Raw genomic sequence first — 22,575 nt, 5'->3', positions numbered from 1 at the left:
TTATCCCTTGACGGATGCGAAAAACAGATGCTTGTATTGTGAGAACGTTCGCACAATTGGATCACAGGTTCAATCTCCAATTTTGAGTGGCCTGTTTCCGGTGCGAACCGGAGGAGCAAATAAAGACAAGAAAGGGGAATGACATGACGATCAAAGCTCTTGCCAGCAAGCTTCTTGCCGGAACGGTTCTGGTCATCGCCATAGCGGCATCAGCCAATGCCGCGGGCGTCGATCAGAAATTGCACGGCGCAGTTCCGTCGGAATACCAGAAGAATGGTGTCAATGTGGCTGCGTTTAACGACTGGCCACCCGATGAATTCGTCGAAACCGGCGAGTTGAAGGGATGGAGCATCGATATGGCGAAGGCCATGTCGGAAAAGCTCGGTGTCGAATTCAAGTTCACGCCGACGAGTTTCGATGCCATCATTCCAGGGCTGGCTAGCAAGCGTTTCGATGCTGGTTTCTCCTCCTTTGGCGTCACCGAGGAGCGGCTTGAGGTCCTTGATTTTGTACCACAACGCAAGGAAGGAACGGCCTATGCGTTCCTTAAGGAAAAGAGCCTGGACATCCAATCGGAGAAAGATCTTTGCGGTCATTCCGTTGCTGTTCTGACCGGTGCCTGGGATTTCCAATACTTGACCAAGGTCAGCGTTGAAACTTGCGCCAAGGAAGGTGCTGCGTCGATCGACCTGCAACAGTTCACGACACAAAATGCGGCGGAGCTAGCGGTTTCGTCTGGTCGTGTCGAAATGGTCGCGGCAGGTTCGGCCAAATTGCAGTATCTTGCCAAACAGACCGGCCGCTTTGGTGTATCGAAGCTGACCAGCAATGCCGTCTTCAACGGCATCGGCGTGCGCCGTGACGATCCGCTTGGGCCAGTTCTCAGGGACGCGCTTCAAGCAATGATCGACGACGGCACCTACACGGCGCTGATGGCGAAATGGGGTGTCGACGGTTCCGGCATGCTCGACAAGGCATTGCTCGTCAATAAGGCAAACCCTGTCACGAAGTAAGGGTGGATGATCCGCTCGATTCAATATCGCGGAGCCGTATGCAGCGGCTCCGATCCTTTTCTGCCAGAGGTGCAAATGGCTCACGACAAGAAACCCCCAGCATCGGCGCGTCCCAATATTCACGAGACCAAACCGGTGCCACTGCGCCATCCATCCTGGTGGATTGGCGGGGTTGCTCTTTTGATCTTCGTGGTCATGTTCATTCGCCTCCTGGTCACGAATGAGAACCTGCATTGGGAGGTCGTCGCGCAATATATGTTCAGTGCGGAAATCCTGGCTGGGCTCGGACGCACTCTGCTGCTGACCTTCATCGCCATGATCATTGGCCTTGTAATCGGAGTGGTGCTTGCCATCATGCGTCTGTCGCGCAATCCAGTGTTCCAGACCGCAAGCTGGGTCTGGATCTGGTTTTTCCGTGGTGTACCGCCCCTCGTTCAACTGATCTTCTGGTACAATCTGGCGCTGCTGATCCCGACTGTGTCGATTGGTGTTCCCTTCGGACCTGAACTCTGGTCCGCCAGCATGAATTCGCTGATCACGCCCTTCAGCGCAGCCGTTCTCGGACTGGCCTTGACTGAAAGTGCCTATGCCGCCGAAATGATCCGTGCCGGCATTCAGGCAGTCAACGCTGGACAAACGGAGGCGGCCGCAACGCTCGGGATGACCCGCTCCCAAACGCTGCGGCGCATCGTGCTGCCGCAGGCGCTGAAAATCGTCATTCCGCCGATCGGCAACGACACCATCTCCATGCTGAAATTCACCTCGCTGGTCAGCGTGCTCGCGCTTCCGGACCTGCTTTATTCCGCGCAGATGATCTATTCGCGCACCTATCAGACCATCCCGCTGCTGATCGTTGCGACGATCTGGTATCTGGTGCTTTCAACTATCCTGACCCTTATTGAGCATTACATCGAACACCGTCTGAACGACGGCAAGTCGCTGGAACTCAGCCTTGTCCTGTCGTCCCTGTTTTACAGCAAGTTCTGGGCGCCGCGCCGCGCGAAGGTTTCCGCATGATTGCCACCATGCCTCTGCTCAATGTCGAGCGCCTCTCCAAGAGTTTCGGAACGCATCGGGTGCTCCACAGCATCGATATGAGCGTCAAGCTGGGCGACGTCACCTGCATCGTCGGGCCGTCGGGCTCCGGTAAGAGTACGCTGCTGCGCTGCCTGAATTATCTCGAAGTGCCGGATTCGGGCGTCGTTTTTCTCGACGGGAACCCTGTTGGCATGCGCTGGCACGGCGACACGCTGCGTCAGATGTCGTTCAACGAACTGGCAATCCAGCGCCAGCGCATGGGTATGGTTTTTCAGAGTTTCAACCTCTTTCCGCACAAAACCGCCCTTGAGAACATCATCGAAGCGCCGATCATCGTCCAGCGTCGCAAGAAGGCTGAAGCCATCGAGGAGGCGGTAGCGCTGCTCGACAAGGTTGGCCTTAGCGATCGCGCGCACTACTATCCGAAACAGCTTTCCGGCGGGCAGCAGCAGCGCGTGGCGATCGCCCGCTCGCTCGCGATGCGGCCAGCGGTGATGCTCTTCGACGAGCCGACCTCAGCTCTCGATCCGGAACTGGTAGGTGAGGTCCTGGCCGTGATGCGTCAGCTCGCAGAGGACGGCATGACGATGGTCGTCGTCACGCATGAAATGAGCTTTGCCCGTGACGTTGCCGATCACCTGATCTTCATGGATGGTGGCGTCATCGTCGAAGCAGGTCCGCCGAAGGAGGTGCTGTCCAATCCGCAGCACGCTCGTACAAAGTCTTTCCTCGCTCGCGTGCTCTGAGCCAGATATCCAAATCCGAAAGCGCCCCATGCAGCATCTGAATGCCGATACCGTCCATGCCCTGCTCGACTATCCCCGCCTGGTCGAGGCCCTGCGTCGTGCCCACCGCGATGGCACGATGCCCCAATCCCGCCTACAGGTTCTGAGCGACACTGGCAACGAGGCCAACAAATTCGTTTCTCTGATCGCCTGGGCGTCAGGGGACGTGATTGCGATCAAGCTTGTCGGCGTGTTTCCCGACAATCCTTCGCTCCCGGTTCCAGAGCCGTCGGTACAGGGTCTGGTCACGCTGATCAACGGCAAGACGGGCGCGCCGCTGATGACCTGCGACGGTGCGGCCCTCACCTTCCGCAAGACGGCGGCCGACTCGGCACTGGCCGTCGATCTTTTGGCCCGCAAGGATGCCGAAGTGCTGCTCGTTCTCGGTGCCGGCGGTCTCGCGCCGCACGTGATCGAGGCGCATATGACCGTGCGCCCATCGATCACCCGGGTAATGATCTGGAACCGGCATCCGCAGAAGGCGACCAACCTTTCGGAAAACCTCAGACATCTGCCTGTTGACATATCTGCCGTCGATAATCTGGACAACGCCCTGGCGCATGCCGACATCGTGTCCTGTGTAACCATGGCGACGGCCCCGCTCGTGAAGGGTGCCTTGCTCAAGTCCGGCTGCCATGTCGACCTGATCGGCGCCTACATGCCCGAGATGCGCGAAGCGGACGATCAAGTTGTACGGCGAGCCGGCCGCATCTTCGTTGATACCCGGACCGCCTGCGAAGGATCCGGTGACGTGGCCGAACCGCTTGCCCGTGGGCTGATAACGCGCGAGCAGATCGTCGCCGACCTGTTCGATCTGTGCCAGGGTCGACATCCAGGGCGCAGCGACAATGACGAAATCACAATGTTCAAAAATGTCGGTGGCGGTCATCTTGATCTCTTCACCGCGCGCCACTTGCTTGGTCGAGCAGACATTGTCGGATGAGCCGTTGCAGCTTACTCGCGTCAGGAAGGGTTCTGATGGGTGGAGTGACCCCCTGGGGCGGGACCAGCGAGGCGTTGCTAACTAAGCCGCCTGTTGGGCAAGTTGGGCTTCAAATTCTTCCGGCGATCGCTAGCCAAGCGCCGAATAGAGCCGCTTCGCATTGTAGATTTCGTCGATGAACCTTGGCAAGCCCGTTGCCACATCAGCAAACGTCTCATAGCCAGCAGTGTAGATGTCTTCGACCTTCAGTGTTTTCATGAAGCTCTCGGCCTGAGTGTTATGATATGGATTGCCGACGGCGCTCATAGAGCCCCTCAGAGCAGCCTGTTCAAGTGCCCTTCGATAGGTCTCACTCGCATATCGGCATCCACGATCCGTGTGGTGAATGCATCCTGGTGGCGGTCTCCTGCTCTGCAGGGCCGAACAGCCTGCCGCCGCCCGACATGATGGGGGCTTATATGCGCAACCGCCCGGTAATCCGGGTTCGTATTAGTGACTATCTGGTCTGATTGCCACCACTGGCGCTGAGGCTGGTCCATTTTGGAATGGCCAGACGATGGCCTCGGGCGCAGGTGACCTGTAACCCAAGGATGAACGGCGGCAGGCCACTTGATGCGATCATCTTCAACAAAGGGTTGACGATACCGACGGACCAGGCTTTCGCGACTGCGGTTCAACTGCTGAAAGACGCAATGGTTTTCAATGCACCGTCGAGCGCGGTTCCCTTCTCGTCCTTGAGCGCCGCCTCGCGCAACCGTCTGATCCAATCAGCAGCATCAGCACGCCCTCTCAAGCCATCAAGGCTCGAGAGCACGCGGTCAAACTTCGACTGCCCGCGCACATGCGTATCGCTGTACCCCTTGATCAACCTGCGGCAACCAATGATTTCGACACCAAGCGCGTAATCATCCGCCGCATGATCCAGCGCGAGCTTATACCAGCGCTGGAGATGGTCCATCTCTACCTGATGGCGCAGGAGCGAGCGGCGCCAGCGGCGCAATCCGCCGACGAACCAGAGCATGGCAAAGCCCGACATGCTGTCCGTCCGGATATGCCGGCCGCGATTGATGCGCCGGTCCACCCAGGCAAAGAGTTTTGGCCGCCTTTCAATATACCGGCCGATAGCCAATGGTAGCGTGCCGCAAAACTCTTCCGCGCGCGGATGAAAATACTCGGTCAGCTGCAATACAGTTGTATCGGTGATGCCGACTTCGGAGCGAACACGGCGATCCCGTTTGGACCGCGTTTTCAGATCAGCCACCCGGATCATGTCGTCATAGCACATGGCATTGGCAAGATGTTTTGCGGCAGCAATCGACAGCGCGTAGGCTTCCGCCGCAAGGTCCGCCTTGACGGCCAGATCCAGACGATCGAGATATTCCGACCCATAGGCAATATCCTGATAATCCGTGACTTTGCGCAATCCGCGCAGCGCCATGTCCTGAACGGGCATCGGGTAGGCCGCAATGCGCGCATTGAGCTGTTGCCACTGTGCGAGAAGCCGAGCGGGGCCCTTTGCCTGTTTCCCCGTTGGCTGAGCTTTTGATGCCCCTGCCGGTTCGGTTTGGCCCTCCTTGCTGGTTTGGTCATACGCTGCTCCGAACGCCCGCATGCTGGCGGCTGCGCCCCGGCCCGAACCATTGAGGACGCCCTCATAGCTCTCGCGGCCAAATGGCAATGCACCCGATGCGGCCAGCGCACCGAACAGACTTGCCGAGATCATCGATCCTGCCTCAAGCGCGACTTTCTCCAGATCAAGACAGACCAGATGCCGCGCGGCAGTCTTCATCGTTGCCATCACCTGGTCCGACGGTGCCCGCCCGTCGCCGGGCTCGATCTTTTCCGAAACCGCAGCGATGCGGTGAGAAGAGGCAATCAGTGTCGTGCGGTTTGGCGTGACGAACCCCCGCATGACGGCGCGTCCCGCCTCCATCAGCTCAGCCGCAATCAGGATGTCCACATCCCCATGAGCCGGCGCCAAGGCAAAAACCGGCATGCGGCCGGTGTCCCGGCACATCTCGACATAATAAATGGTCGCCCCGGTACGCTGCGCGACACCTGCCACCGATGTGGACTGCGCCCGATAGCCATTGTGTTCGGCAACGGCGGTGATCCAGTCTGCCAGCACACCGCCGCCCTGGCCACCAACCGCCAGTATGGCGAGTTTGATGATCTCACCGGTTTCCTGCTTGGTATTGCTAGTAGCTAATGGGCCAGCCATGTCACGCATCCATAAACTCCAGCCGCCGCTTCTCGCGCCTGTTTTGCATCGTTCTGATTATCTTCCGGCGCAGCCGGTCGGCGAACCGCCGCCATGGACCGGGATTGTGAACTACGTCGGCCCTGTAGAATGATGGGCACAACACGGCGGCATCCGCTACCTCCCCGCAATTGCCGCAACCAACGCAGCTCTGGTCAATATGGGCGACAGGATCATCCCTGAGCGGATCATCCAGCGTTTTGACCGACAGTGACGGGCAGCCGGACAATCGCATGCAGGCGTGGTCACCGGTGCAGATATCTTCATCGATGCCGAATTTCGGTTTGACGACGGTCCGCCCCGCCTTGATCGCCGTGTCTATCAGGGGTTTTTCCCGGCGTTGCCGGTTCAACATGCACTCGGACGACGCAATGATAACTTTCGGGCCGGTTTCAGGCGTAGACAGCGCCTCACGCAAGGTGTTGCGCATCGCGCTGACATCATAGGTGTTTTCAATGTGGCGAACCCATTTGACCCCCATGCCCTTTACGGCTTCGGTGATCGGGTGTTTCGTCGATTTCGACCGGTTGCTGGCGCGCGACGAAAGGATGTCCTGACCGCCGGTCGCCGCGGAATAATAATTATCGACGATAACAATGACGCCGTCATTGCGGTTGAACACGGCGTTGCCGATGGAAGAGGTCAAGCCGTTGTGCCAGAACCCGCCATCACCGACAAACGATATCGAACGGCGCCCGGCGTCCGGAGAATTGAAGGCAGAGGCCGAAGCCGGGCCCAATCCGTAGCCCATCGTCGTTGCCCCAAGCTCGAATGGCGGCATGATCGAAAACAGGTGACAGCCGATATCCGATGCGATGTGGTGCGGTCCAAGTTCCTGCTCGATCAGTTTGGTTGCAGCAAAGATGGGCCGCTCCGGACAGCCGGTGCAAAAGCCGGGTGGCCGTCCCGGCACGATAGCGGCCAGATCGGAAATGTCCTGGGAAATCTCCGTCGTATTGGGTGCCCGGATGTGAGCGGGCAGCAACTGCGATGCGCGCTCGCGCAGGAACGTGCCGATGCCATCGAGCATGACCTGCCCTGTGTATTCTCCGGCCATCGGCATGACTTCCTTGCCGATCACCCGTGTGGTGTGGCCGGCCTTGTGCAGCATGGACGAGAATGCCTGCTCGATATAGTTCGGCTGCCCCTCCTCAATGACAAGCACCGCATCCTTGCCGTCGCAGAAATTCAGGAACTCGTCTTCAATCAGGGGATAAACGGCATTCAGCACATAAAGCGGCACGCTGGTCTCGCCGTAGAGACCGGCAAGGCCAAGGCGCTGCAGGGCACGAACAACACCGTTGTACATGCCGCCCTGAAGCACTATCCCGACCCGCGCGATATCCGGACCAAAGACTTCATTGATCTTGCGCGAGCGGATAAACTCCACGGCTGCCGGCCAGCGCTTCTCCACCTTCTCCTTCTCATGCAGGAAGGAGGCCGGCGGAAGAACAATGCGCTTGGTGTCCCGCCTTGGCGCATCCAGCGCATCCGCCACGGTCATCCGAGGGCGCTGATTGTCCTTGGCAATGAATTGCCCATGGACATGGCAGCAGCGAATGCGCACCTGCAACATGACCGGCGTATTGGATGCCTCGGAAAGCTCGAAACCATCCTCCACCGACTTTACGATCGATGGAAGGTTGGGGCGCGGATCGAGCAGCCAGACCTGGCTCTTCATCGCAAAGGCATGGCTGCGCTCCTGCATGATCGAGGAGCCCTCACCATAGTCTTCGCCGACGATGATCAGTGCACCGCCTGTGACGCCGCCCGACGCCAGATTGGCAAGGGCATCGGAGGCCACATTGGTACCAACAGTGGATTTGAACGTTGCAGCGCCCCGAATGGGATAATGCACCGAGGCCGCAAGCATTGCCGTTGCCGTGGCTTCGGACGCACTCGCCTCGAAATGCACCCCCAGCTCGCCAAGAATATCCTGCGCATCGGCAAGAACGTCCATCAGGTGACTGATCGGAGCCCCCTGATAGCCGCCGACATAACCGACACCGCACTGGAGCAGAGCCTTGGTGATCGCAAGAATGCCCTCACCGGAGAATTCCTCGCCCACGCCGAGCCGAAGTTTCTCCACTTCCTTTGCAAAGGATCGTTCAGCCATCGGAAAGTCTCCTGTATCAGATTACCAGTCCGTGCACCGCTCTCCCTACGCCTTGGGTATGAGCGCCAGCACGCGGGTCGGGCTGCCGGTGCCATTCCTGATCTTCAGCGGCGCCGCGATGAGGATCGCACCCTTTGCTGGCAAACGATCCAGATTGCACAGGCTGGCAAGGCCGTAGCGGTTGGCCTGATGCATCAGGCTGTGCGCTGGAAAGGGCGGGGTCATACCGCCGGCCTGCCCGGCGTCAGTGCCGATGGTTTCACTGCCCCAGCCGACTGCTCCCGTCGCAATGATGTACTGAATGGCTTCGGCCGTTGGTCCCGGTGTATGCGGACCCGTCTCGTTGGCATTGAGGAAATCAGCTTCCGAGCCGTTGCGCTTATACCAGTCCGTGCGCATCACGACCCACTCGCCGGCACGGATAGCGCCATGCTTTGCCTCCCATGCCTTCACATGATCGGCGGTCAGAAGGAAATCATGGTTTTCAGCGGCTTCCCTTGAGCAATCGATGACGTTGACGGGCGCGACGAAGTTTTTGACCGCGATGGTATCGGTCGACCCGTCGGCGTGATCCTTGCCGGTTATCCAATGCCGCGGCGCATCAAAATGCGTGCCGGAATGCTCGCCGAGTTTCAGCCAGTTCCACGCCCACCACGGACCATTCTTGTCATAGGCCGATATCTCGTGAATCTCGATCTTTGGCGTATCCACGGCAAGTTCCGGCGGCAATTTGATCAATGGCGTTTCCGGACTGAGTTCCGCTGCAAGGTCGACGACCTCCACGCCGCCGGACAGCAGCAGTTCAGCCAATTGGCCAAGCAATTCATTGGTCTTCATTGAAGTGTTTCCTCTCGTTTTCCGCGCTCTTTCAGTCGCTGTTCCCGCCGGTCGATGCTACCGCGCAATGGCAGCCTTTGCACCTTGTGATTGCGTTCCATGCCGGTTGATCAGGATGTGGAGCGCCTTCTCGAACCGGTGGATTTCCTCCATCGTATTGTAGTGCACGAGGGAGAGCCGCACTGCTCCGCTGTCCATGCTCAAATTCAGCCGCTTCATCAGGCGCGGTGCATACATGTGACCGTCGCGGATGCCGATCATCATGCCGGACATTTCTTCGGTGACGAGCTTGGGCGACAGATCACCAATATTGAAGCAGAACGTCGGAACCCGCTGATCGATACGGGCCATGTCGTCAATGCCGTAAATCGTTGCGCCGCAATCTTTCAGAACGCGCAACATCTCCGCGGCGAGCTGAAGTTCATAGGCACGGATTTTATTCATGCCGGCGACAATGTTGTCGCGGCGCTGCCTGTTGTTGGACGGGGCAAAATTGCGGCCGACGGATTCGAGATACCGGACCGCGGCATCCATTCCGGAAACATTCTCGTAGATGAATGTTCCGGCCTCGATCTTATGGGGCGGCACATCGGGAATGAAATCCTCGCGAAACGTCGGCAGACGCTTCAGCGTTTCGAAGCGTCCCCAGAGAAAGCCCATATGCGGCGAAAAATTCTTGTAGCCAGAACAGACGAGGTAATCACAATCCCACGCCTGGACATCGATCAGCCCATGCGGCCCGTAATGCACACAATCAAGGAACACTTCCGCGCCTGCCGCATGGGCAACCCTGGCAACCGACGCGACATCGACGATCGACCCGATCGAATGGGCGGTAACGGTGCAGGCGACGAGCCGGGTGCGGCTGGTCACCAGCGGCACGAGATCGTCAACATGCAGGTTGCCGTCTTCGCGCATGCGCCACCAGACGAATTTTGCCCCGGCCGATTCCAGCGCCAGCCAGGTGGCGATATTGGCATCATGATCCATGTCGGTGACGATGATTTCATCGCGTTCATCCAGCATCTGGCCGATGCCGAGACTGACCAGGCGGATGAAGGACGTCGCATTCATCCCGAAACAGACTTCCTGCGGGTCGCGCGCGTTGATCAGCAGCGCCACACTTTCCCGCGCGTCGGCAACAGCCTTGTCGACCTGCACGCTGCGCCCATAACGGCCGCCGCGTTGAACATTGAAGTCGACCAGATGCGATTGAACGGCATCGAGCACGCTTTGCGGGATCTGTGCCCCGGCCGCGTTGTCGAAGAAGATGAATTCGCCTGCCTTCCGCAAGGCGGGAAACATCGATCGCACGGTGCTGACCGGAAACTCAAATTCATTGACGTTGGCATGGGGCATGACGGGTTCCTAAGTGTTCGGCGTTTGAGCCTATGTGTCGAATTCTGGCGTAGTCGCTTGCTATCTCGAACGCTGCTGCTTGCTCCGCTCCTCAAGATGGCTGACCAGCCGCACCAGCGGCCAAAGGAATGCGAGATAGATGATGGCTGCTCCGACCAGAGGTGTTGGATTGGCCATGAGTGCCTGGGCATCGGTCGCCTGCTTCAAAAGATCCGGCATGGCGACGACGGAGGCGAGCGACGTATCCTTGTAGATCGACACGCAATTGCTGGTGAGCGGCGGAATGACGATCTTGATCGCCTGCGGAAGTATGACCTTGCGCATGGTGATCCAGAACGGCAGGCCGAGCGCGGAGGCCGCTTCGAACTGCCCGCGCGGGATGTTCTCGATGCCGGCACGGCATACTTCGGCGGTAAACGCCGCCAGCACCATGGACAGGGCGATCGTGGCGGACGTGAAAGATGTGAAGCGGATGCCCGCCAGGGGTAGCGCGTAATAGATCAGGATGAGGATGACCAATATCGGCAGGGCGCGGAAAATATCGATGTAGAAGACCGCCGCATATTTCAGCCAACCCGGCCCATAAAGCCGCGTCAGGCACAGGACAAGGCCGCCTGCGCAGCCAAAGACGATGGCGGCACACCCCAGAAAGATGGTGTTGCCAAGCCCGCGCAACAGGATTGGGAATGACTCGACCAGAATTTCCCAGTTGAAGAATGTATTGATCAGTTCCATCGAATTCCCTGCGCCTTGAAGAGGCCCCTGGTCAGCACGCGGTTAACCTGGCCGGCATGGAAGCCGGCCAAATAGTGTGCCAGTCGCTATTCCGCTTTGGGGACCGGCAATACGCTCAGCGTGCTGGTACCCGGCTCCGGCGCGGTGCCGAACCATTTCTTATGGATCCCGGCCATTGTGCCATCGGTTTTCATTGCGGAAATTGTCTCGTTGACCTTCTCGATCAGCGGGCTCGTTTTCTTTGCCATCATCGCAAAACGCTCGCCAGTGGGAATGCGCACCAGTATCTGCAGTCCCGGCATTTTTGTCATGGCATATTGAAAGCCGGCAAGTTCGCCTGCGCCCCCGTCAATCCGCCCGTTTTGTACTTCCATGAGGAGGTCTTGCTGTGTGTTGTAACTCTTGACTTCGGTGATCCCGAGTTTCTGGGAATTGGCCTTTGCCCAGGCATCCCCGGTCGATCCGGCAACGACGCCGATGGTCTTCCCCTTCAGCTCATCGAGTGATTTCAGCGCTGAGCCGGATTTCCCGACCACGGTGCCATCGCTGTCATAATAGGGCTGGGTGAAAGACTGATTCTTCAGCCGCTCATTCGTGATCGAGATCGAGGAAATCGCAAAATCGATGCGGCCGGAATTTGTCGCCGCAAACAGCGCCTGAAAACCCATATCCTGGAAATCGGCTGTCAGTTTGAGGCGCTTGGCGACCTCGCGCACCACATCGATTTCATATCCCTCAAAATCGCCGGATGCTGTCTTGTATTCCCATGGCGGATTTGCCGGATAGGCTCCGATGACGATTGATTCAGCGCTCGCCGAGGCGGCGCCAAAAAAACTTGCTGCAATAAGGATTCCCATTAGACGTGAACGGATCAGCATTTTTGTTTCCCTCTGTTTTACCGTTTCTGTTGTCTTTTCTCTGCCTGTGCCCTCATCTCCATTCGGGCGTCATTTTCTCCATCAGGCGTCCACTTCATTGGATCAACTGCTTGAGCGAATGGCACAGCTCGTCAACGTCGCTGCGGCTCGTCACAAATCCGGGGGAAAGACGCAGGGTCGATCCGCGCGCGTCACAATAAAGGCTTTGCTCGCGCAAAGCAGAAACAAGACGGATTGCATCAATATTCTCCGGCAATGAAAGCATGACGCTTCCGCCACGCTTGCTCTCGTCCAGCGGCGAGCCCAGGGCCCAGCCGTATTCCAGAGACCGCTCCACGACAAGATTGGTCAGGGCAGCATTCTGGGCTGCGATGGCATCAACGCCCGTGCCGATCGCCCATTCAAGGCCCGGCAGGGATGCTACAGACGCCAGTATGGCTGGCGTCCCATGATCAAAGCGGCGGGCATCCGATGCGTAGGAAAAGCGGTTCAGGTCCCAGGAGAAGGGGTTTTCCTGGCTGAACCAGCCGCGAAGTTCCGGCTCGCAATCGGCAAGCAGCTCCGGCTTTACCTGCAGAATACCGGCACCCGAAGTTCCGCACAGCCATTTGAGCGAGGTGGAGACAACAAAATCCACATTGTTTGCGGTGAGCGAGAAGGGCGCAACGCCGACGCCTTGCGTGATATCGGCACCGACAATCGTGCCCATGCGGCGTCCATGCTGTGCCAGCCGCCCGATGTCGGAACGATGGGAGGCAGTGGAGGTCACGAATGTCAGTAGCGCGACACCGACGTCGTCCTGCCAGCGCGCAAGGATATCGTCATCGCGAACCCATTTTTCCCCCGGCCGCAGCGGCACGGTATCGAGAACGAAGCCAAAACGACCGGCAATTCTCGCCAGCATGAAATGCAGGCTCGGAAAGCAGTCCTCGGCAATGAGGAAACGGCGGCCTGAAAGTGCCGCTTTGGGAAGACTGCCAATCAGACTGTACAGGGCGGTCGTCACATTCTCTGCAGTTGTGAGCGAGCCTGCAGGTGCGCCGATCAGTCCGGCCCATGCATCGATGAACCGCTGCCGAGCGGCGAGTGCCGCAGGCCACTGCCCGTCATTTTCCGCACACCATACTTGCGAAAATTCCGTCAGCGCCATGCTTACGGCGGCTGCCTTGCCGGGAAACGTGCCGATCGAATGGTAGAGAAAATAACCTGACATGCACCGCCTCTTGTCAATTTGTGATCATTTGATCACAAATCCAAAAAAGCGTCAATTGCCCCCTCACCTGCATCTTGCAAAAACGGTTCTGCGCATTCAGCTTTACGGGCAAGATGTCAGGCGGATATGCTGCAGCCTTGGGTTCCTCAAAGAGTTTCAGTCCTCTCGGACTTGCAGTGCCTCGTGACAGCTTTGCTTGATTGTAATCGTCACCCGTTTCAGGCTATCAGCCATGAATTGAACAGCCCGGCGGATCTGTTCCTGAACGCAAGGGAACACACGCTCGCGCAGCGAAGAAGGAAATGTCCAGGTGGAAATGAGTTTTGGGCCGGTTTCTTCACGCACCACCATTCAGGATGGCGTTTATCAGCAATTGCGCCAGGCTTTGATGAATGGACAGTTCGATCCTGCTCAAAGCCTGACCATAGCCGGCCTGGCCGAGACCTTCGGCACCAGCAACATGCCGGTGCGGGAGGCACTTCGCCGCCTTGCCGCAGAAAATGCGCTGGAGATTGCCTCGAACGGTTCAGCGCGGGTTCCCATCGTCACCGTCGCCCGGCTTGACGATCTTTGCCGGGCGCGCATTGCCGTGGAGGCTTTGGCAACGGAACTTGGAGCTCCGCTTTTAACGGAAGCGGATCTCGAGGTTCTGGAAAGGATCGTTGCGGAGCAGCGGGCAATCGGCCGACAGGAAAACATCTACACGCTCATCGGCAAGAACCAGCAGTTTCATTTCACCATATACCGGGCTTCCGGGTCCGACGTCCTCAATCAGCTTATTGAAACATTGTGGCTGCGTTTCGGACCTTACATGCGCATGCTCTCGACCCATGTGGCACCCTTGATCCGTGCGGGCGAGTCAGAACCGTCCGGACGCCACGCCACCATTGTCGAGGCCCTGCGGCAGAAGGACTTCGCTCGCGCCAGGGACGAAGTCATTGCCGACATTCGCGCCACGCAGGATGTCTTGCGCGCCCTTTGCCCGAAATAGCAGGCAGCGTTCAGAGACGCTGATACCGCGCAAGCAGATCCACCAGCGTCTTGGCATTGATCGCATCGACCCGGACCCGGTCATATGAGGTCCCCCCCAGGCTTTCCGCAGCCAGCATCGCGTTGACGACAGCCTCTTCAACACAGTCGACAACGGCGGAGTAAATTGGGTCAAACCGTTCGTCATTGATGATCTCGAGCGGCAGGTGCGTCCCGGATTTGTGGCGCATCGGCTGTTTGTTGGCCGTCGAGAAGGCGAGGAAGATGTCGCCTGAATTATTGCCGCCCGGCGTACCGTTCCGGCCAATTCCGATGGTGCAGCGGCGTGCGATACGTTTGAGCTGGTGCGGCGCCAGCGGCAGATCGGTCGCCACGACGACAATGATCGATCCGCGCTCCCTGAGCTGGCTGGCCGGCGTGCCGTCACGCAGATGTTCTCCAACCGGAACGCCGCAGATCGTCAGCCAATCACGCTGGCCGTGATTGGCCTGCACCAGCACACCCAATGTGTATTCCGTGTCGCCGACCTCTACGAGGCGGGAGGAAGTCCCCGTTCCACCCTTGAAGCCGTAGGTGATCATTCCGGCGCCGCCGCCGCTGTTACCCTCGGCAACGCGACCCGTGGCGGCTGAATTCAACGCGGAAAATACATTCTCTGCGGTCACATGCTGGCCATTGATGTCATTAAGCAGGCCATCATAGGTTTCCGCAACGACCGGCATCACCCAGAGCAGGTCCCTGGCATTATAGGTATCGGGATAGCGTTCAAGCATCCATTTGATGGCGGCATGATGGGCAATCCCGACACTATGCGTATTCGTCAGCAGGACCGGTCCGAGAAAATAGCCGCCATCCTCGATCCAATGCGACCCGGTCATCTCGCCATTTCCGTTGTACCGGTGGATTCCGGCATACACGATCGGGGGCTCGGCATCCTCGGCATGCGGTATGATTGCCGTCACGCCCGTACGCACCGGCAGCCGGCGGCCTGCCCGCGGAGCATTCTCGATGAGCGTCTCGAACCCTACCTTTATCCCCTTGACATCGGTGATCGCATTGAACGGTCCGGTTCTTCCCTTGAAAGGCAATCCCAGCTGGCGAGCGCGCAGGGTTTCGTTGTCGTTTGTCATGATTGTGTCTCGTCGTTCAGGATTTTTGGCGGGAACGGAAATAGAGGCCCAAAGAGGCGATGATGACGGAGAACATCAGCATCATCACCGCAATGGCATTGATTTCCGGCTTTATTCCACGACGCATCATGGAAAAGATGAACATCGGCAGTGTCGTGACGTCGACGCCCGCGATGAAATAGGTGATGACCAGATCATCCATCGAAATGATGAATGCCAAGAGTGCCCCGCCGATGATCCCCGGCATCAGCTGGGGCATGACCACGCGCCTGAACGTCATCCACTCATTGGCGCCAAGATCGGCCGAGGCGTGTTCTAGCGTGCGGTCCATTCCGGCCAGACGCGCCGAAACCACAATGAACACATATGAAATGAGAAACGTGCACTGGCCGATGATGATGGTTCCGATGCCAAGGTGAATTCCGGCCGAAACGAAGAAGATGAGCAGTGCAATTCCGAGCACGATATCCGGCATCAACATGGGCAAGAACAGGAGAACGCGATAGAGCCTCTTGCCGAAGAAATGGAAGCGGTGCACGGCAAGCGCAGCGGCCGTGCCGAAGAGCGTCGCGACCGCTGTCGTTGAAAGCGCGATCAGCAAACTGTTGCGCACCGCCTGAAGCAGTTGATCTGTCGATTCCAAATAGAGCGCATTCTCCGAAATCGTCGTCTTGAAGCCGAGAACCTGAGCATACCACTCCGTAGTAAAGCCGGACCACGTCATCATGTTCACAGGATTGGCGTTGAAGGAATAAACAATGATCAGGAGCAGCGGCAGGTAGACAAAGACAAAGAACAACACCGTGTAGAATGCAAGGGTGCTGCGTCCGATGGATCTCATCAGTTTCATGGTTATCTCCTACCGGCCGGATGCAGGGACTTGGCTGCCACGGCTTTCCTGCCGGACATAGAAAAACAGGAGGACAAGCATGACACTCATCACAAGCATCGCCAGCGCGGAACCGAACGGCCAGTTTCGGGCGGACAGAAACTGCTGTTCGATGAGGTTGCCGAGCATCTGAACCTTCGCACCGCCCAGAACTGCCGGGACGACAAAGTTTCCAAGCGCCGGAATGAACACGATGATCGAGCCGCCGATGATACCTGGTAGCGTGAGTGGCAGGATGATCCGCAGGAAGGTGCGGACCGGACCGGCCCCCAGATCCTGCGATGCCCGGACGAGCGACCAGTCGAGCTTTTCGACACTTGCATAGACGGGCATGAACATGAACGGAATGAAGATGTAGACCATCCCGACAATGATCGCGCCGTCGGTATAGATCATCTCGAGCGGTCGATTGATGAGACCTGTTTTCAGGAGAAGCTCGTTGATGAGACCGGTCTGCCGCAGGAGCAGAACCCACACAAAAAGCCGAACGATCAGACTTGTGAAGAACGGCAGCGTGATGAGGAACAGGCTGATGTTCTTCCAGCGCTCGGACAACCGGCTTATCTGGAATGCGGCGGGATAACACACCAGAAGCGTAACGACGACCGTCAGGGCTGCAATCCGGATCGACCGGAGAAAGATCGCGATGTAGATCGGATCGTATTCCTCAAAGGCCGGATCAGCGAACCCGAGGATGCGCCCGAAATTGTCGGGGTAGAAGTGCCATTCGACGCCGCCATAAAGACCCGGCGCCAAAAAACTCGTCACCATCATGATGAAGAGCGGCCCAAGGAAGAAAATGGTCAGGAACAGGCTCAATGGGCCCAGCAAAGTTCCGAGTTGAAGGCGGTCGCGCGTCTGGAGATTCATGCGGAAACCTCCCCTTTGGCATTGCCGGGCATGAGATGGACGGCGGAGGGATCATAGGTCAGCACCGCCTTGCGCTCCTGCTCCACCGCCGCAATCCTCGTCGTATAGGCAGCGGGGATGGTCGCCGACAATTTGCGCCCCCGCGCGGTGTGCCCCAATAATTCGAATGACGATCCGACGAACACGATCTGCTCGACCTCGATTTCGATGGAAGGACCTGCTGTACCGGTTGCGGAAAGCGAGAGCTGTTCGGGACGTATCAGCGCAGTCACAGCATTGCCGCCGTGGGACGCCTCGACACCGTGCAGGCAATGAATGACATCGCCGTCTCCCGTCATCACAGACTGTCCGCTGACAGTTCCTTCGAAGAGATTGCTTGCGCCGATGAAGCTGGCAACAAAGGGATTGGCTGGCTTGTCGTAAATCTTGCGCGGTGTATCGAGCTGCTGGATCGTGCCGCCCTGCAGAACCGCGATGCGATCCGACATGGTCAAGGCCTCCTCCTGATCATGCGTGACGAAAATGAATGAAATGCCCAGTTCATGCTGGAGCGTCTTCAATTCGATCTGCATGGCCTGGCGCAGGTTGCGGTCAAGCGCCGACAGGGGTTCGTCAAGCAACAGCAATTTTGGCCGGGCAACGATGGCGCGCGCCAGGGCGACCCGCTGCTGCTGGCCGCCCGAAAGCTGGCGCGGACGCTGGCGTCCCAGATCTTCAAGGCCGACCATACGCAGGGCCGCATCGACGCGCTGCTTGCGTTCGCCCTTGGGAACACGGGCAACCTCCAGCGCATAGCCGGTATTCTCACCCACGGTCATGTGCGGAAACAGCGCATAATTCTGAAAAACCGTATTGACGGGCCGCCGATGGGGCGGCGTATCGATCACGTTCTCCCCGTCGATCATGAGACGCCCCGCATCCAGCGCGACGAATCCATTGATGGCCTGCAGCAATGTCGTCTTGCCGCAACCCGATGGTCCCAACAGCGTCAGAAATTCGTTGCGCCGAACGTTAAGATCAATCCCGTTCAGGGCATTGATCGTCCGGCCTCCCGGAAGCGAAAATGACTTTCGCGCGCCCTCCATTCGAACAATGGAATCCTGCATCTTTATTCCCCTTTGGCATGTTACTTAAATAACTCTTGCGCCTTTCTGATATAGAGATATCATTTATCAGGTGAAGTCAACGGCTCGTCAGAAGTCGGCACGAGACACTCAAGGGAACCAAGAACTGGCACAAGTGCCGAATGAGGAGAACTGAAAGATGGCCCAAAAAAGTTATGCATCCAGGCTCGGCACAGTGCGCCGGCATGCATTCATCGCAGTGATGACCGGCACGATGCTGGCCGGCTGGAGCGCGGGCGTTCAAGCAGCCGATCAGTTGAACATCTATAACTGGGGTGAATACATCAACCCTGAAGTCCTGAAGAAATTCGAGGACGAGACCAAGATAAAGGTCAATCTCGCCACTTACTCCTCGAACGAGGAAATGCTTGCCAAGATCCAGGGCGGCGCGACGGGTTATGACATCGTATTTCCCTCCGTGCACATGCAGGACATCATGGCCAAGCTCGATCTTCTGCAAAAGACCGACATCAATCAGTATGAGGGCTTCAAGAATATCGATCCATCGTTCCTGCGCACCAAGAGCGACACGAAGGGTGAATACTGCCTGCCCTATGCCTGGGGTTCGGTCGGCATCATGTACAATCGCAAGATTCTCGGCAAGGACATCACCGGATGGCGTGACCTCCTGGCAACTGTGAAAGAGAAGAAACTGAAATTCACACTGCTCGACGATATGCGCGAAGTGCTTGCGGTTGGCCTCATCCTCAATGGCAACAGCATCAATTCCACCGATCCCAAGCAGCTGCAGCAGTCGGCCGACACGATCATAGCGATGAAACCCCAGGTCGCGGCATTCACCTATGATTCACGGCCATTGGTGCAATCGGGTGATGTCGCGGCGGCACATTTTTTCGTCGGCGCAATGGTTGATGTATTTGGCAATCAAAAAAATCTCGGCTATGTCATTCCGGAAGAGGGAGCCACGATGTATCAGGAAGATATGTGTGTGCTCAAAAGCGCGCCAAACAAGGACAATGCGATCAAGTTCCTGCAGTTCTATACGCGGCCGGAGGTTGCAGCGTTGAATGTTTCCCAACAAACCAATGGTACGCCCAATGTCCCGGCACGTGCACTCACACCGGACAGGATCAAAAACAGCACAGAGATCAACCCTTCGACGGAAACAATGAAGCATCTGCAAATATTCGAAGATCTCGGCGCGAACCTGCGTCAGGTTGATCGGGTCTGGACCCGGGTCAAAACTGCGCAGTAAACATACGCCATCCGGCCAGCACCTCGAACCTGGCCGGAACTCGATCAAAATGGAGGAGCCGCACGTGAGCAAGCTCATACTGGAACGCGTCAGGCACCAAGAGATGCGGCAATCCAATTCGGACAAGCTGATTTCGAGCTACCTCGAACGCAACATCAATGAATTACCGTTTGAAACGGCACGGTCAATTGCCGGCAGGGTAGGTGTTAGCCCCATGACAGTGGGCCGCTATCTGCGGCGCCTGGGTTTTGAAGGCCTCGACCAATTGAAAGATGAACTCAGGCGCGGGAGCAGCAATCCCGCATGGCAGGTCAAAGGGCCTCTCGAAGGCCTGCAGGCAAACATTCGTGATGGCGAATTGCTGGCCGGCCTCATCAAACAGCAGATCGACAATCTCGGCCACATCTACGAACTGACGACGAAGGCCGAATGGCGCCACGCCGTGACGACGCTGATAGAGGCTCAGGAAGTTTATGTGGCAGCCTTTCAGAATGTACGCGGCATCGCACAGTATTTCGCCGCCCAGCTTTCCTATGCGCGGCCGCGGGTGGAATTCATCGACGGCCTCAACGGCACCTATGCAGAATTGCTCGACGGCTCCGTGGAGAACCGGTGCCTGTTTCTCTACGACGTGCGCCGGTTTGCGGCAAAGGCACGCCCCTTGGCCATCGAGGCTCGCAAATCCGGCGTCAAGGTCATTCTACTAACCGATGAATTTTGTCCGTGGGCAGAAGATGTAGCTGACGTCGCCCTCATCCTGCCCGGTACTCACGGACCGCTGTGGGATGGCGCCGCAACCATTACCGCCGTTCTGGACCTGATGGTCAGCAATGTCATTGTGCTCTTAGGCGAGCAGGTCAATGAACGCGTGGCCAAAGTGACAAGGTTGCAGGATTGCTTCGGAGATTTCGAGGCATAGACATTACCCTGACCCGAATGCTCCTCCCGAACGGGAAATAAAGCAACCGGGTCTTGCGATGTGGAGGTTCATCTGTCTGATAGGGTACATCGCATTCATCAATCGTTTGTCAGATGCGGTTATCGTTGCATCACAGCGATGCTGCACCGTGCGGATTGGGTGGTTAACCAAAACGGATTGAACGGATATGGCAGCGTGAGGGGCCCAAAGTTCCACACAGACAACCCAAACGCGGACGGTTGTGGCTGAATGAAAGCTCGTGCATCCGGCTGCGTCCGGAATATTCCAACCATGTCTGGTCCTATGACTTTGTTGAAGCTAGCACGCACAATGGAAGGAAAATCCGCATGCTTCGCGATAAACGCTTTGCGTTTGCGCCGACGTGATCGATGAGTTCACACGGGAATGTATTGCCATCAGGGTCGACAGAAAGCTGAAGCCGATAGACGTCATCGACGTTCTGTCCGATCTGTTTATTCTGCGATGAATTCCTTGCCATGACCGATCCGAGAACGGCCCTGAATACGTCGCAAAGGTCTTGAGGGATTGGATTGCTGCTGTCGGTGCCAAAACCGCCTACATCATGCCGGGCAGTCCATCATGATACCGGAAATATTCAGGGGACAGAATTTCTCGGAATCACTCCAAGTTCAGCTTATAAGGGTGCTATTATCGGAATTTCTTGATAATCAGACCTGATGCTGCGGAGACAAGCTCAGACACTGTGTTGGTCGAGTTGCTAACTGGGCACCGCGACCAACCGGCATGTGATGACTTGAAGAAAATTCCCAATAAATAGCAAAGCGGAGAGCGTTGGATGTCGGACAAGAGCTGGGACAGAGTGCCGATTGACGCGCAAAGTATCGACGCACCGCTGTCACAAGCGGCAGTCTTTCTTGTTGTCACCGTTGCAGGTGATCCAACCGCTCTTGCAAAAGCGTTCACGGTACTCGGTGGGCTCGACGATCTCGTCAAGACAGTTGGATTCCGTGATCTGTCTGGTCGACTGTCGTGCATTGCCGGGATCGGTCGCAATCTGTGGGATCGTGTTGATTCAGAACAGCGGCCAAAGGAACTAAAACTGTTTGCGTCGACTGCGGGGGCGGTTCATACGGCGCCATCGACACCGGGTGACCTTCTCTTTCATATCAGATCCGAACGCCCCGATTTATGCTTTGAGTTTGAGCGTATTCTGCTCGACAGTCTTGGCGATGCGGTGAGCGTCGTCGATGAAGTCTCAGGCTTTCGCTATTTCGATGCGCGTGACCTGCTTGGCTTTGTCGACGGGACGGCCAACCCGACCGGTCTCGATCTGCCTGCCGCAGCGCTTGTCGGCAATGAAGATTTCGAGTTCGCCGGAGGTAGCTATGTCGTTGTCCAGAAATATCTCCACGATCTCAACGCCTGGACGCGAACGCCGACGCCTGTGCAGGAGGCGATCATCGGGCGCACGAAGATTGACAATATCGAAATCGATGACGACGGCGCGCTGCGCAAATCGCACAAGTCTTTGGCAACCATCGTCGATGCCAAGGGTGTCGAACACGATATCCTGCGCGACAACATGCCCTTCGGCCGACCGGGGCAAAAAGAATTCGGAACCTACTTTATTGGCTATTCCGGGCGCCTTTGGGTAATCGAGAAGATGCTGGAGCGAATGTTTATCGGTGACCCGCCGGGAGCTTACGACAGGTTGCTTGATTTCTCGACGCCACAAACAGGTACGACGTTCTTCGCCCCTACACGATCGACGCTGCAAATGCTTGTCAATAAGGTGCAGCAGAAGCTGACGACCGCTTGATCGCCCGATGCATCATAACGTTGAAAACACAACGCTGATTTTGGGCGTCACCTGCACTTGGATAGGATCTTAAGTCTACGTGGACACTGACCACTCAACACCAGAAAAGCTAGGCGACGGTAATCTCTCGGATATCGTTATGGGAACACATAGCATGCATGTGAAAAAGCTCACGTCTATGTCTGGGCACTCCAGCGGATTGGATGGGTTCCTTTGTTTATGCCGATAACAGGCGATTTTTGGTGGTTTTGATCGCGGACAAAATTCCATGTTCACTCATCCGCGCCTTCGGATCAGCCGTATAAACTCTCATCATTCAACGGTCTTCGCGCGTATGCCATATCCGCAAAACGTAGATTGTCACATTCTGGATTTCATAGCGCATCTCATAGCGGCCAATCAGAATCCGGCGAACCTCACGTGGCTGAAATTCATCTACCCGACTCATGGAAACGAGAT

At 57.2% G+C, this 22,575-nt stretch carries 20 protein-coding genes and 2 pseudogenes; 9 read left to right on the top strand and 13 right to left on the bottom strand.

Annotated elements, in window-relative coordinates; genetic code table 11:
- The first annotated feature begins 143 nt into the window (after positions 1-143).
- The 4 genes from ACZ5FP_RS25565 to lhpI all read left to right on the top strand — a co-directional run bounded on the left by ACZ5FP_RS25565 (position 144) and on the right by lhpI (position 3,779).
- Positions 144-1,013, top strand: coding sequence for a transporter substrate-binding domain-containing protein (locus ACZ5FP_RS25565; RefSeq protein WP_464665062.1), 870 nt, complete (start codon positions 144-146; stop codon positions 1,011-1,013).
- Between the two features lie 75 nt (positions 1,014-1,088).
- Positions 1,089-2,030: an amino acid ABC transporter permease gene (locus ACZ5FP_RS25560; protein ID WP_464665060.1), complete on the top strand. Its 942-nt coding sequence runs from the start codon at positions 1,089-1,091 to the stop codon at positions 2,028-2,030.
- A complete protein-coding gene (locus ACZ5FP_RS25555; RefSeq protein WP_464665058.1) occupies positions 2,027-2,797 on the top strand; it encodes an amino acid ABC transporter ATP-binding protein in 771 nt (256 codons plus the stop codon). The genes ACZ5FP_RS25560 and ACZ5FP_RS25555 overlap by 4 nt, the downstream gene beginning before the upstream one ends.
- 28 nt (positions 2,798-2,825) lie before the next feature.
- Positions 2,826-3,779, top strand: coding sequence for a bifunctional Delta(1)-pyrroline-2-carboxylate/Delta(1)-piperideine-2-carboxylate reductase (gene lhpI / locus ACZ5FP_RS25550; RefSeq protein ID WP_464665295.1), 954 nt, complete (start codon positions 2,826-2,828; stop codon positions 3,777-3,779).
- Between the two features lie 129 nt (positions 3,780-3,908).
- Here lhpI and ACZ5FP_RS25545 read toward each other — a convergent pair whose 3' ends face one another.
- The 8 genes from ACZ5FP_RS25545 to ACZ5FP_RS25510 all read right to left on the bottom strand — a co-directional run bounded on the left by ACZ5FP_RS25545 (position 3,909) and on the right by ACZ5FP_RS25510 (position 13,177).
- Positions 3,909-4,037 (bottom strand): hypothetical protein, encoded by a 129-nt coding sequence (locus ACZ5FP_RS25545; protein WP_464665294.1) that lies wholly within the window; start codon positions 4,035-4,037, stop codon positions 3,909-3,911.
- A 415-nt stretch (positions 4,038-4,452) separates the two neighbouring features.
- Positions 4,453-6,009, bottom strand: a complete 1,557-nt coding sequence (locus ACZ5FP_RS25540) for an indolepyruvate oxidoreductase subunit beta family protein (protein WP_464665293.1) — start codon at positions 6,007-6,009, stop codon at positions 4,453-4,455.
- Positions 6,002-8,155 (bottom strand): thiamine pyrophosphate-dependent enzyme, encoded by a 2,154-nt coding sequence (locus ACZ5FP_RS25535; RefSeq protein WP_464665292.1) that lies wholly within the window; start codon positions 8,153-8,155, stop codon positions 6,002-6,004. The genes ACZ5FP_RS25540 and ACZ5FP_RS25535 overlap by 8 nt, the downstream gene beginning before the upstream one ends.
- 45 nt (positions 8,156-8,200) lie before the next feature.
- Positions 8,201-8,992: a cyclase family protein gene (locus ACZ5FP_RS25530; RefSeq protein WP_464665291.1), complete on the bottom strand. Its 792-nt coding sequence runs from the start codon at positions 8,990-8,992 to the stop codon at positions 8,201-8,203.
- Between the two features lie 57 nt (positions 8,993-9,049).
- Positions 9,050-10,351 (bottom strand): cysteine desulfurase-like protein, encoded by a 1,302-nt coding sequence (locus ACZ5FP_RS25525; protein WP_464665290.1) that lies wholly within the window; start codon positions 10,349-10,351, stop codon positions 9,050-9,052.
- 60 nt (positions 10,352-10,411) lie between these two features.
- Positions 10,412-11,086 (bottom strand): amino acid ABC transporter permease, encoded by a 675-nt coding sequence (locus ACZ5FP_RS25520; protein WP_464665289.1) that lies wholly within the window; start codon positions 11,084-11,086, stop codon positions 10,412-10,414.
- 86 nt (positions 11,087-11,172) lie between these two features.
- On the bottom strand, positions 11,173-11,964 hold the full coding sequence (locus ACZ5FP_RS25515; RefSeq protein ID WP_464665288.1) for an ABC transporter substrate-binding protein: 792 nt from the start codon (positions 11,962-11,964) through the stop codon (positions 11,173-11,175).
- Between the two features lie 94 nt (positions 11,965-12,058).
- Positions 12,059-13,177: an aminotransferase class V-fold PLP-dependent enzyme gene (locus tag ACZ5FP_RS25510; RefSeq protein WP_464665287.1), complete on the bottom strand. Its 1,119-nt coding sequence runs from the start codon at positions 13,175-13,177 to the stop codon at positions 12,059-12,061.
- Positions 13,178-13,493: 316 nt separating this feature from the next.
- Between ACZ5FP_RS25510 and ACZ5FP_RS25505 the strand changes: the two genes are divergently transcribed.
- Positions 13,494-14,168, top strand: coding sequence for a GntR family transcriptional regulator (locus ACZ5FP_RS25505; RefSeq protein WP_464665402.1), 675 nt, complete (start codon positions 13,494-13,496; stop codon positions 14,166-14,168).
- Positions 14,169-14,178: 10 nt separating this feature from the next.
- Here ACZ5FP_RS25505 and ACZ5FP_RS25500 read toward each other — a convergent pair whose 3' ends face one another.
- From ACZ5FP_RS25500 to ACZ5FP_RS25485, 4 genes are read right to left on the bottom strand one after another with little or no spacing between them, the layout of a single operon-like run.
- The gene (locus tag ACZ5FP_RS25500) at positions 14,179-15,297 is read right to left on the bottom strand and encodes a DmpA family aminopeptidase (protein WP_464665286.1); all 1,119 of its coding nucleotides are present in this window, start codon (positions 15,295-15,297) and stop codon (positions 14,179-14,181) included.
- A gap of 16 nt (positions 15,298-15,313) precedes the next feature.
- Positions 15,314-16,147: an ABC transporter permease gene (locus tag ACZ5FP_RS25495; protein WP_464665285.1), complete on the bottom strand. Its 834-nt coding sequence runs from the start codon at positions 16,145-16,147 to the stop codon at positions 15,314-15,316.
- A gap of 9 nt (positions 16,148-16,156) precedes the next feature.
- Complete coding sequence (locus ACZ5FP_RS25490) at positions 16,157-17,056, bottom strand: ABC transporter permease (RefSeq protein WP_464665284.1); 900 nt, start codon at positions 17,054-17,056, stop codon at positions 16,157-16,159.
- On the bottom strand, positions 17,053-18,162 hold the full coding sequence (locus tag ACZ5FP_RS25485) for an ABC transporter ATP-binding protein (RefSeq protein ID WP_464665283.1): 1,110 nt from the start codon (positions 18,160-18,162) through the stop codon (positions 17,053-17,055). Before ACZ5FP_RS25485 ends, ACZ5FP_RS25490 begins: the two co-directional genes overlap by 4 nt.
- A 220-nt stretch (positions 18,163-18,382) precedes the next feature.
- Between ACZ5FP_RS25485 and ACZ5FP_RS25480 the strand changes: the two genes are divergently transcribed.
- The 4 genes and pseudogenes from ACZ5FP_RS25480 to ACZ5FP_RS25465 all read left to right on the top strand — a co-directional run bounded on the left by ACZ5FP_RS25480 (position 18,383) and on the right by ACZ5FP_RS25465 (position 22,116).
- Positions 18,383-19,396, top strand: coding sequence for a polyamine ABC transporter substrate-binding protein (locus ACZ5FP_RS25480; RefSeq protein ID WP_464665401.1), 1,014 nt, complete (start codon positions 18,383-18,385; stop codon positions 19,394-19,396).
- Between the two features lie 49 nt (positions 19,397-19,445).
- A complete protein-coding gene (locus ACZ5FP_RS25475) occupies positions 19,446-20,315 on the top strand; it encodes a MurR/RpiR family transcriptional regulator (protein WP_464665282.1) in 870 nt (289 codons plus the stop codon).
- A 111-nt stretch (positions 20,316-20,426) separates the two neighbouring features.
- A pseudogene (locus ACZ5FP_RS25470) lies at positions 20,427-20,913 on the top strand (DDE-type integrase/transposase/recombinase); the annotation flags it as partial.
- 219 nt (positions 20,914-21,132) lie between these two features.
- Positions 21,133-22,116 carry a Dyp-type peroxidase gene (locus ACZ5FP_RS25465; protein ID WP_464665281.1) on the top strand — a complete coding sequence of 328 codons (984 nt, stop codon included), beginning with the start codon at positions 21,133-21,135 and terminating at the stop codon, positions 22,114-22,116.
- A gap of 316 nt (positions 22,117-22,432) precedes the next feature.
- On the opposite strand, the pseudogene ACZ5FP_RS25460 reads toward ACZ5FP_RS25465, so the two are convergent.
- Positions 22,433-22,558 (bottom strand): annotated as a pseudogene (locus ACZ5FP_RS25460) (type II toxin-antitoxin system RelE/ParE family toxin); the annotation flags it as partial.
- Positions 22,559-22,575 lie beyond the last annotated feature (17 nt).

This window comes from Phyllobacterium sp. T2-21 (assembly GCF_055378485.1).
Note: the sequence above shows the minus strand (reverse complement) of the source record. Positions and strands in the feature narration are given on the sequence as shown.

Excerpts from the sequence above, each read along its gene's own strand:
- ACZ5FP_RS25505 (WP_464665402.1), top strand. The coding sequence starts at position 13,494 with ATGAGTTTTGGGCCGGTTTCTTCACGCACCACCATTCAGGATGGCGTT.
- ACZ5FP_RS25515 (WP_464665288.1), bottom strand. The coding sequence starts at position 11,964 with ATGCTGATCCGTTCACGTCTAATGGGAATCCTTATTGCAGCAAGTTTT.
- ACZ5FP_RS25485 (WP_464665283.1), bottom strand. The coding sequence starts at position 18,162 with ATGCAGGATTCCATTGTTCGAATGGAGGGCGCGCGAAAGTCATTTTCG.
- ACZ5FP_RS25465 (WP_464665281.1), top strand. The coding sequence starts at position 21,133 with ATGTCGGACAAGAGCTGGGACAGAGTGCCGATTGACGCGCAAAGTATC.
- ACZ5FP_RS25495 (WP_464665285.1), bottom strand. The coding sequence starts at position 16,147 with ATGAAACTGATGAGATCCATCGGACGCAGCACCCTTGCATTCTACACG.
- ACZ5FP_RS25490 (WP_464665284.1), bottom strand. The coding sequence starts at position 17,056 with ATGAATCTCCAGACGCGCGACCGCCTTCAACTCGGAACTTTGCTGGGC.
- ACZ5FP_RS25555 (WP_464665058.1), top strand. The coding sequence starts at position 2,027 with ATGATTGCCACCATGCCTCTGCTCAATGTCGAGCGCCTCTCCAAGAGT.
- ACZ5FP_RS25525 (WP_464665290.1), bottom strand. The coding sequence starts at position 10,351 with ATGCCCCATGCCAACGTCAATGAATTTGAGTTTCCGGTCAGCACCGTG.
- lhpI (WP_464665295.1), top strand. The coding sequence starts at position 2,826 with ATGCAGCATCTGAATGCCGATACCGTCCATGCCCTGCTCGACTATCCC.
- ACZ5FP_RS25535 (WP_464665292.1), bottom strand. The coding sequence starts at position 8,155 with ATGGCTGAACGATCCTTTGCAAAGGAAGTGGAGAAACTTCGGCTCGGC.
- ACZ5FP_RS25510 (WP_464665287.1), bottom strand. The coding sequence starts at position 13,177 with ATGTCAGGTTATTTTCTCTACCATTCGATCGGCACGTTTCCCGGCAAG.
- ACZ5FP_RS25540 (WP_464665293.1), bottom strand. The coding sequence starts at position 6,009 with ATGCGTGACATGGCTGGCCCATTAGCTACTAGCAATACCAAGCAGGAA.
- ACZ5FP_RS25500 (WP_464665286.1), bottom strand. The coding sequence starts at position 15,297 with ATGACAAACGACAACGAAACCCTGCGCGCTCGCCAGCTGGGATTGCCT.
- ACZ5FP_RS25480 (WP_464665401.1), top strand. The coding sequence starts at position 18,383 with ATGACCGGCACGATGCTGGCCGGCTGGAGCGCGGGCGTTCAAGCAGCC.
- ACZ5FP_RS25530 (WP_464665291.1), bottom strand. The coding sequence starts at position 8,992 with ATGAAGACCAATGAATTGCTTGGCCAATTGGCTGAACTGCTGCTGTCC.
- ACZ5FP_RS25560 (WP_464665060.1), top strand. The coding sequence starts at position 1,089 with ATGGCTCACGACAAGAAACCCCCAGCATCGGCGCGTCCCAATATTCAC.
- ACZ5FP_RS25565 (WP_464665062.1), top strand. The coding sequence starts at position 144 with ATGACGATCAAAGCTCTTGCCAGCAAGCTTCTTGCCGGAACGGTTCTG.
- ACZ5FP_RS25475 (WP_464665282.1), top strand. The coding sequence starts at position 19,446 with ATGGAGGAGCCGCACGTGAGCAAGCTCATACTGGAACGCGTCAGGCAC.
- ACZ5FP_RS25545 (WP_464665294.1), bottom strand. The coding sequence starts at position 4,037 with ATGAAAACACTGAAGGTCGAAGACATCTACACTGCTGGCTATGAGACG.
- ACZ5FP_RS25520 (WP_464665289.1), bottom strand. The coding sequence starts at position 11,086 with ATGGAACTGATCAATACATTCTTCAACTGGGAAATTCTGGTCGAGTCA.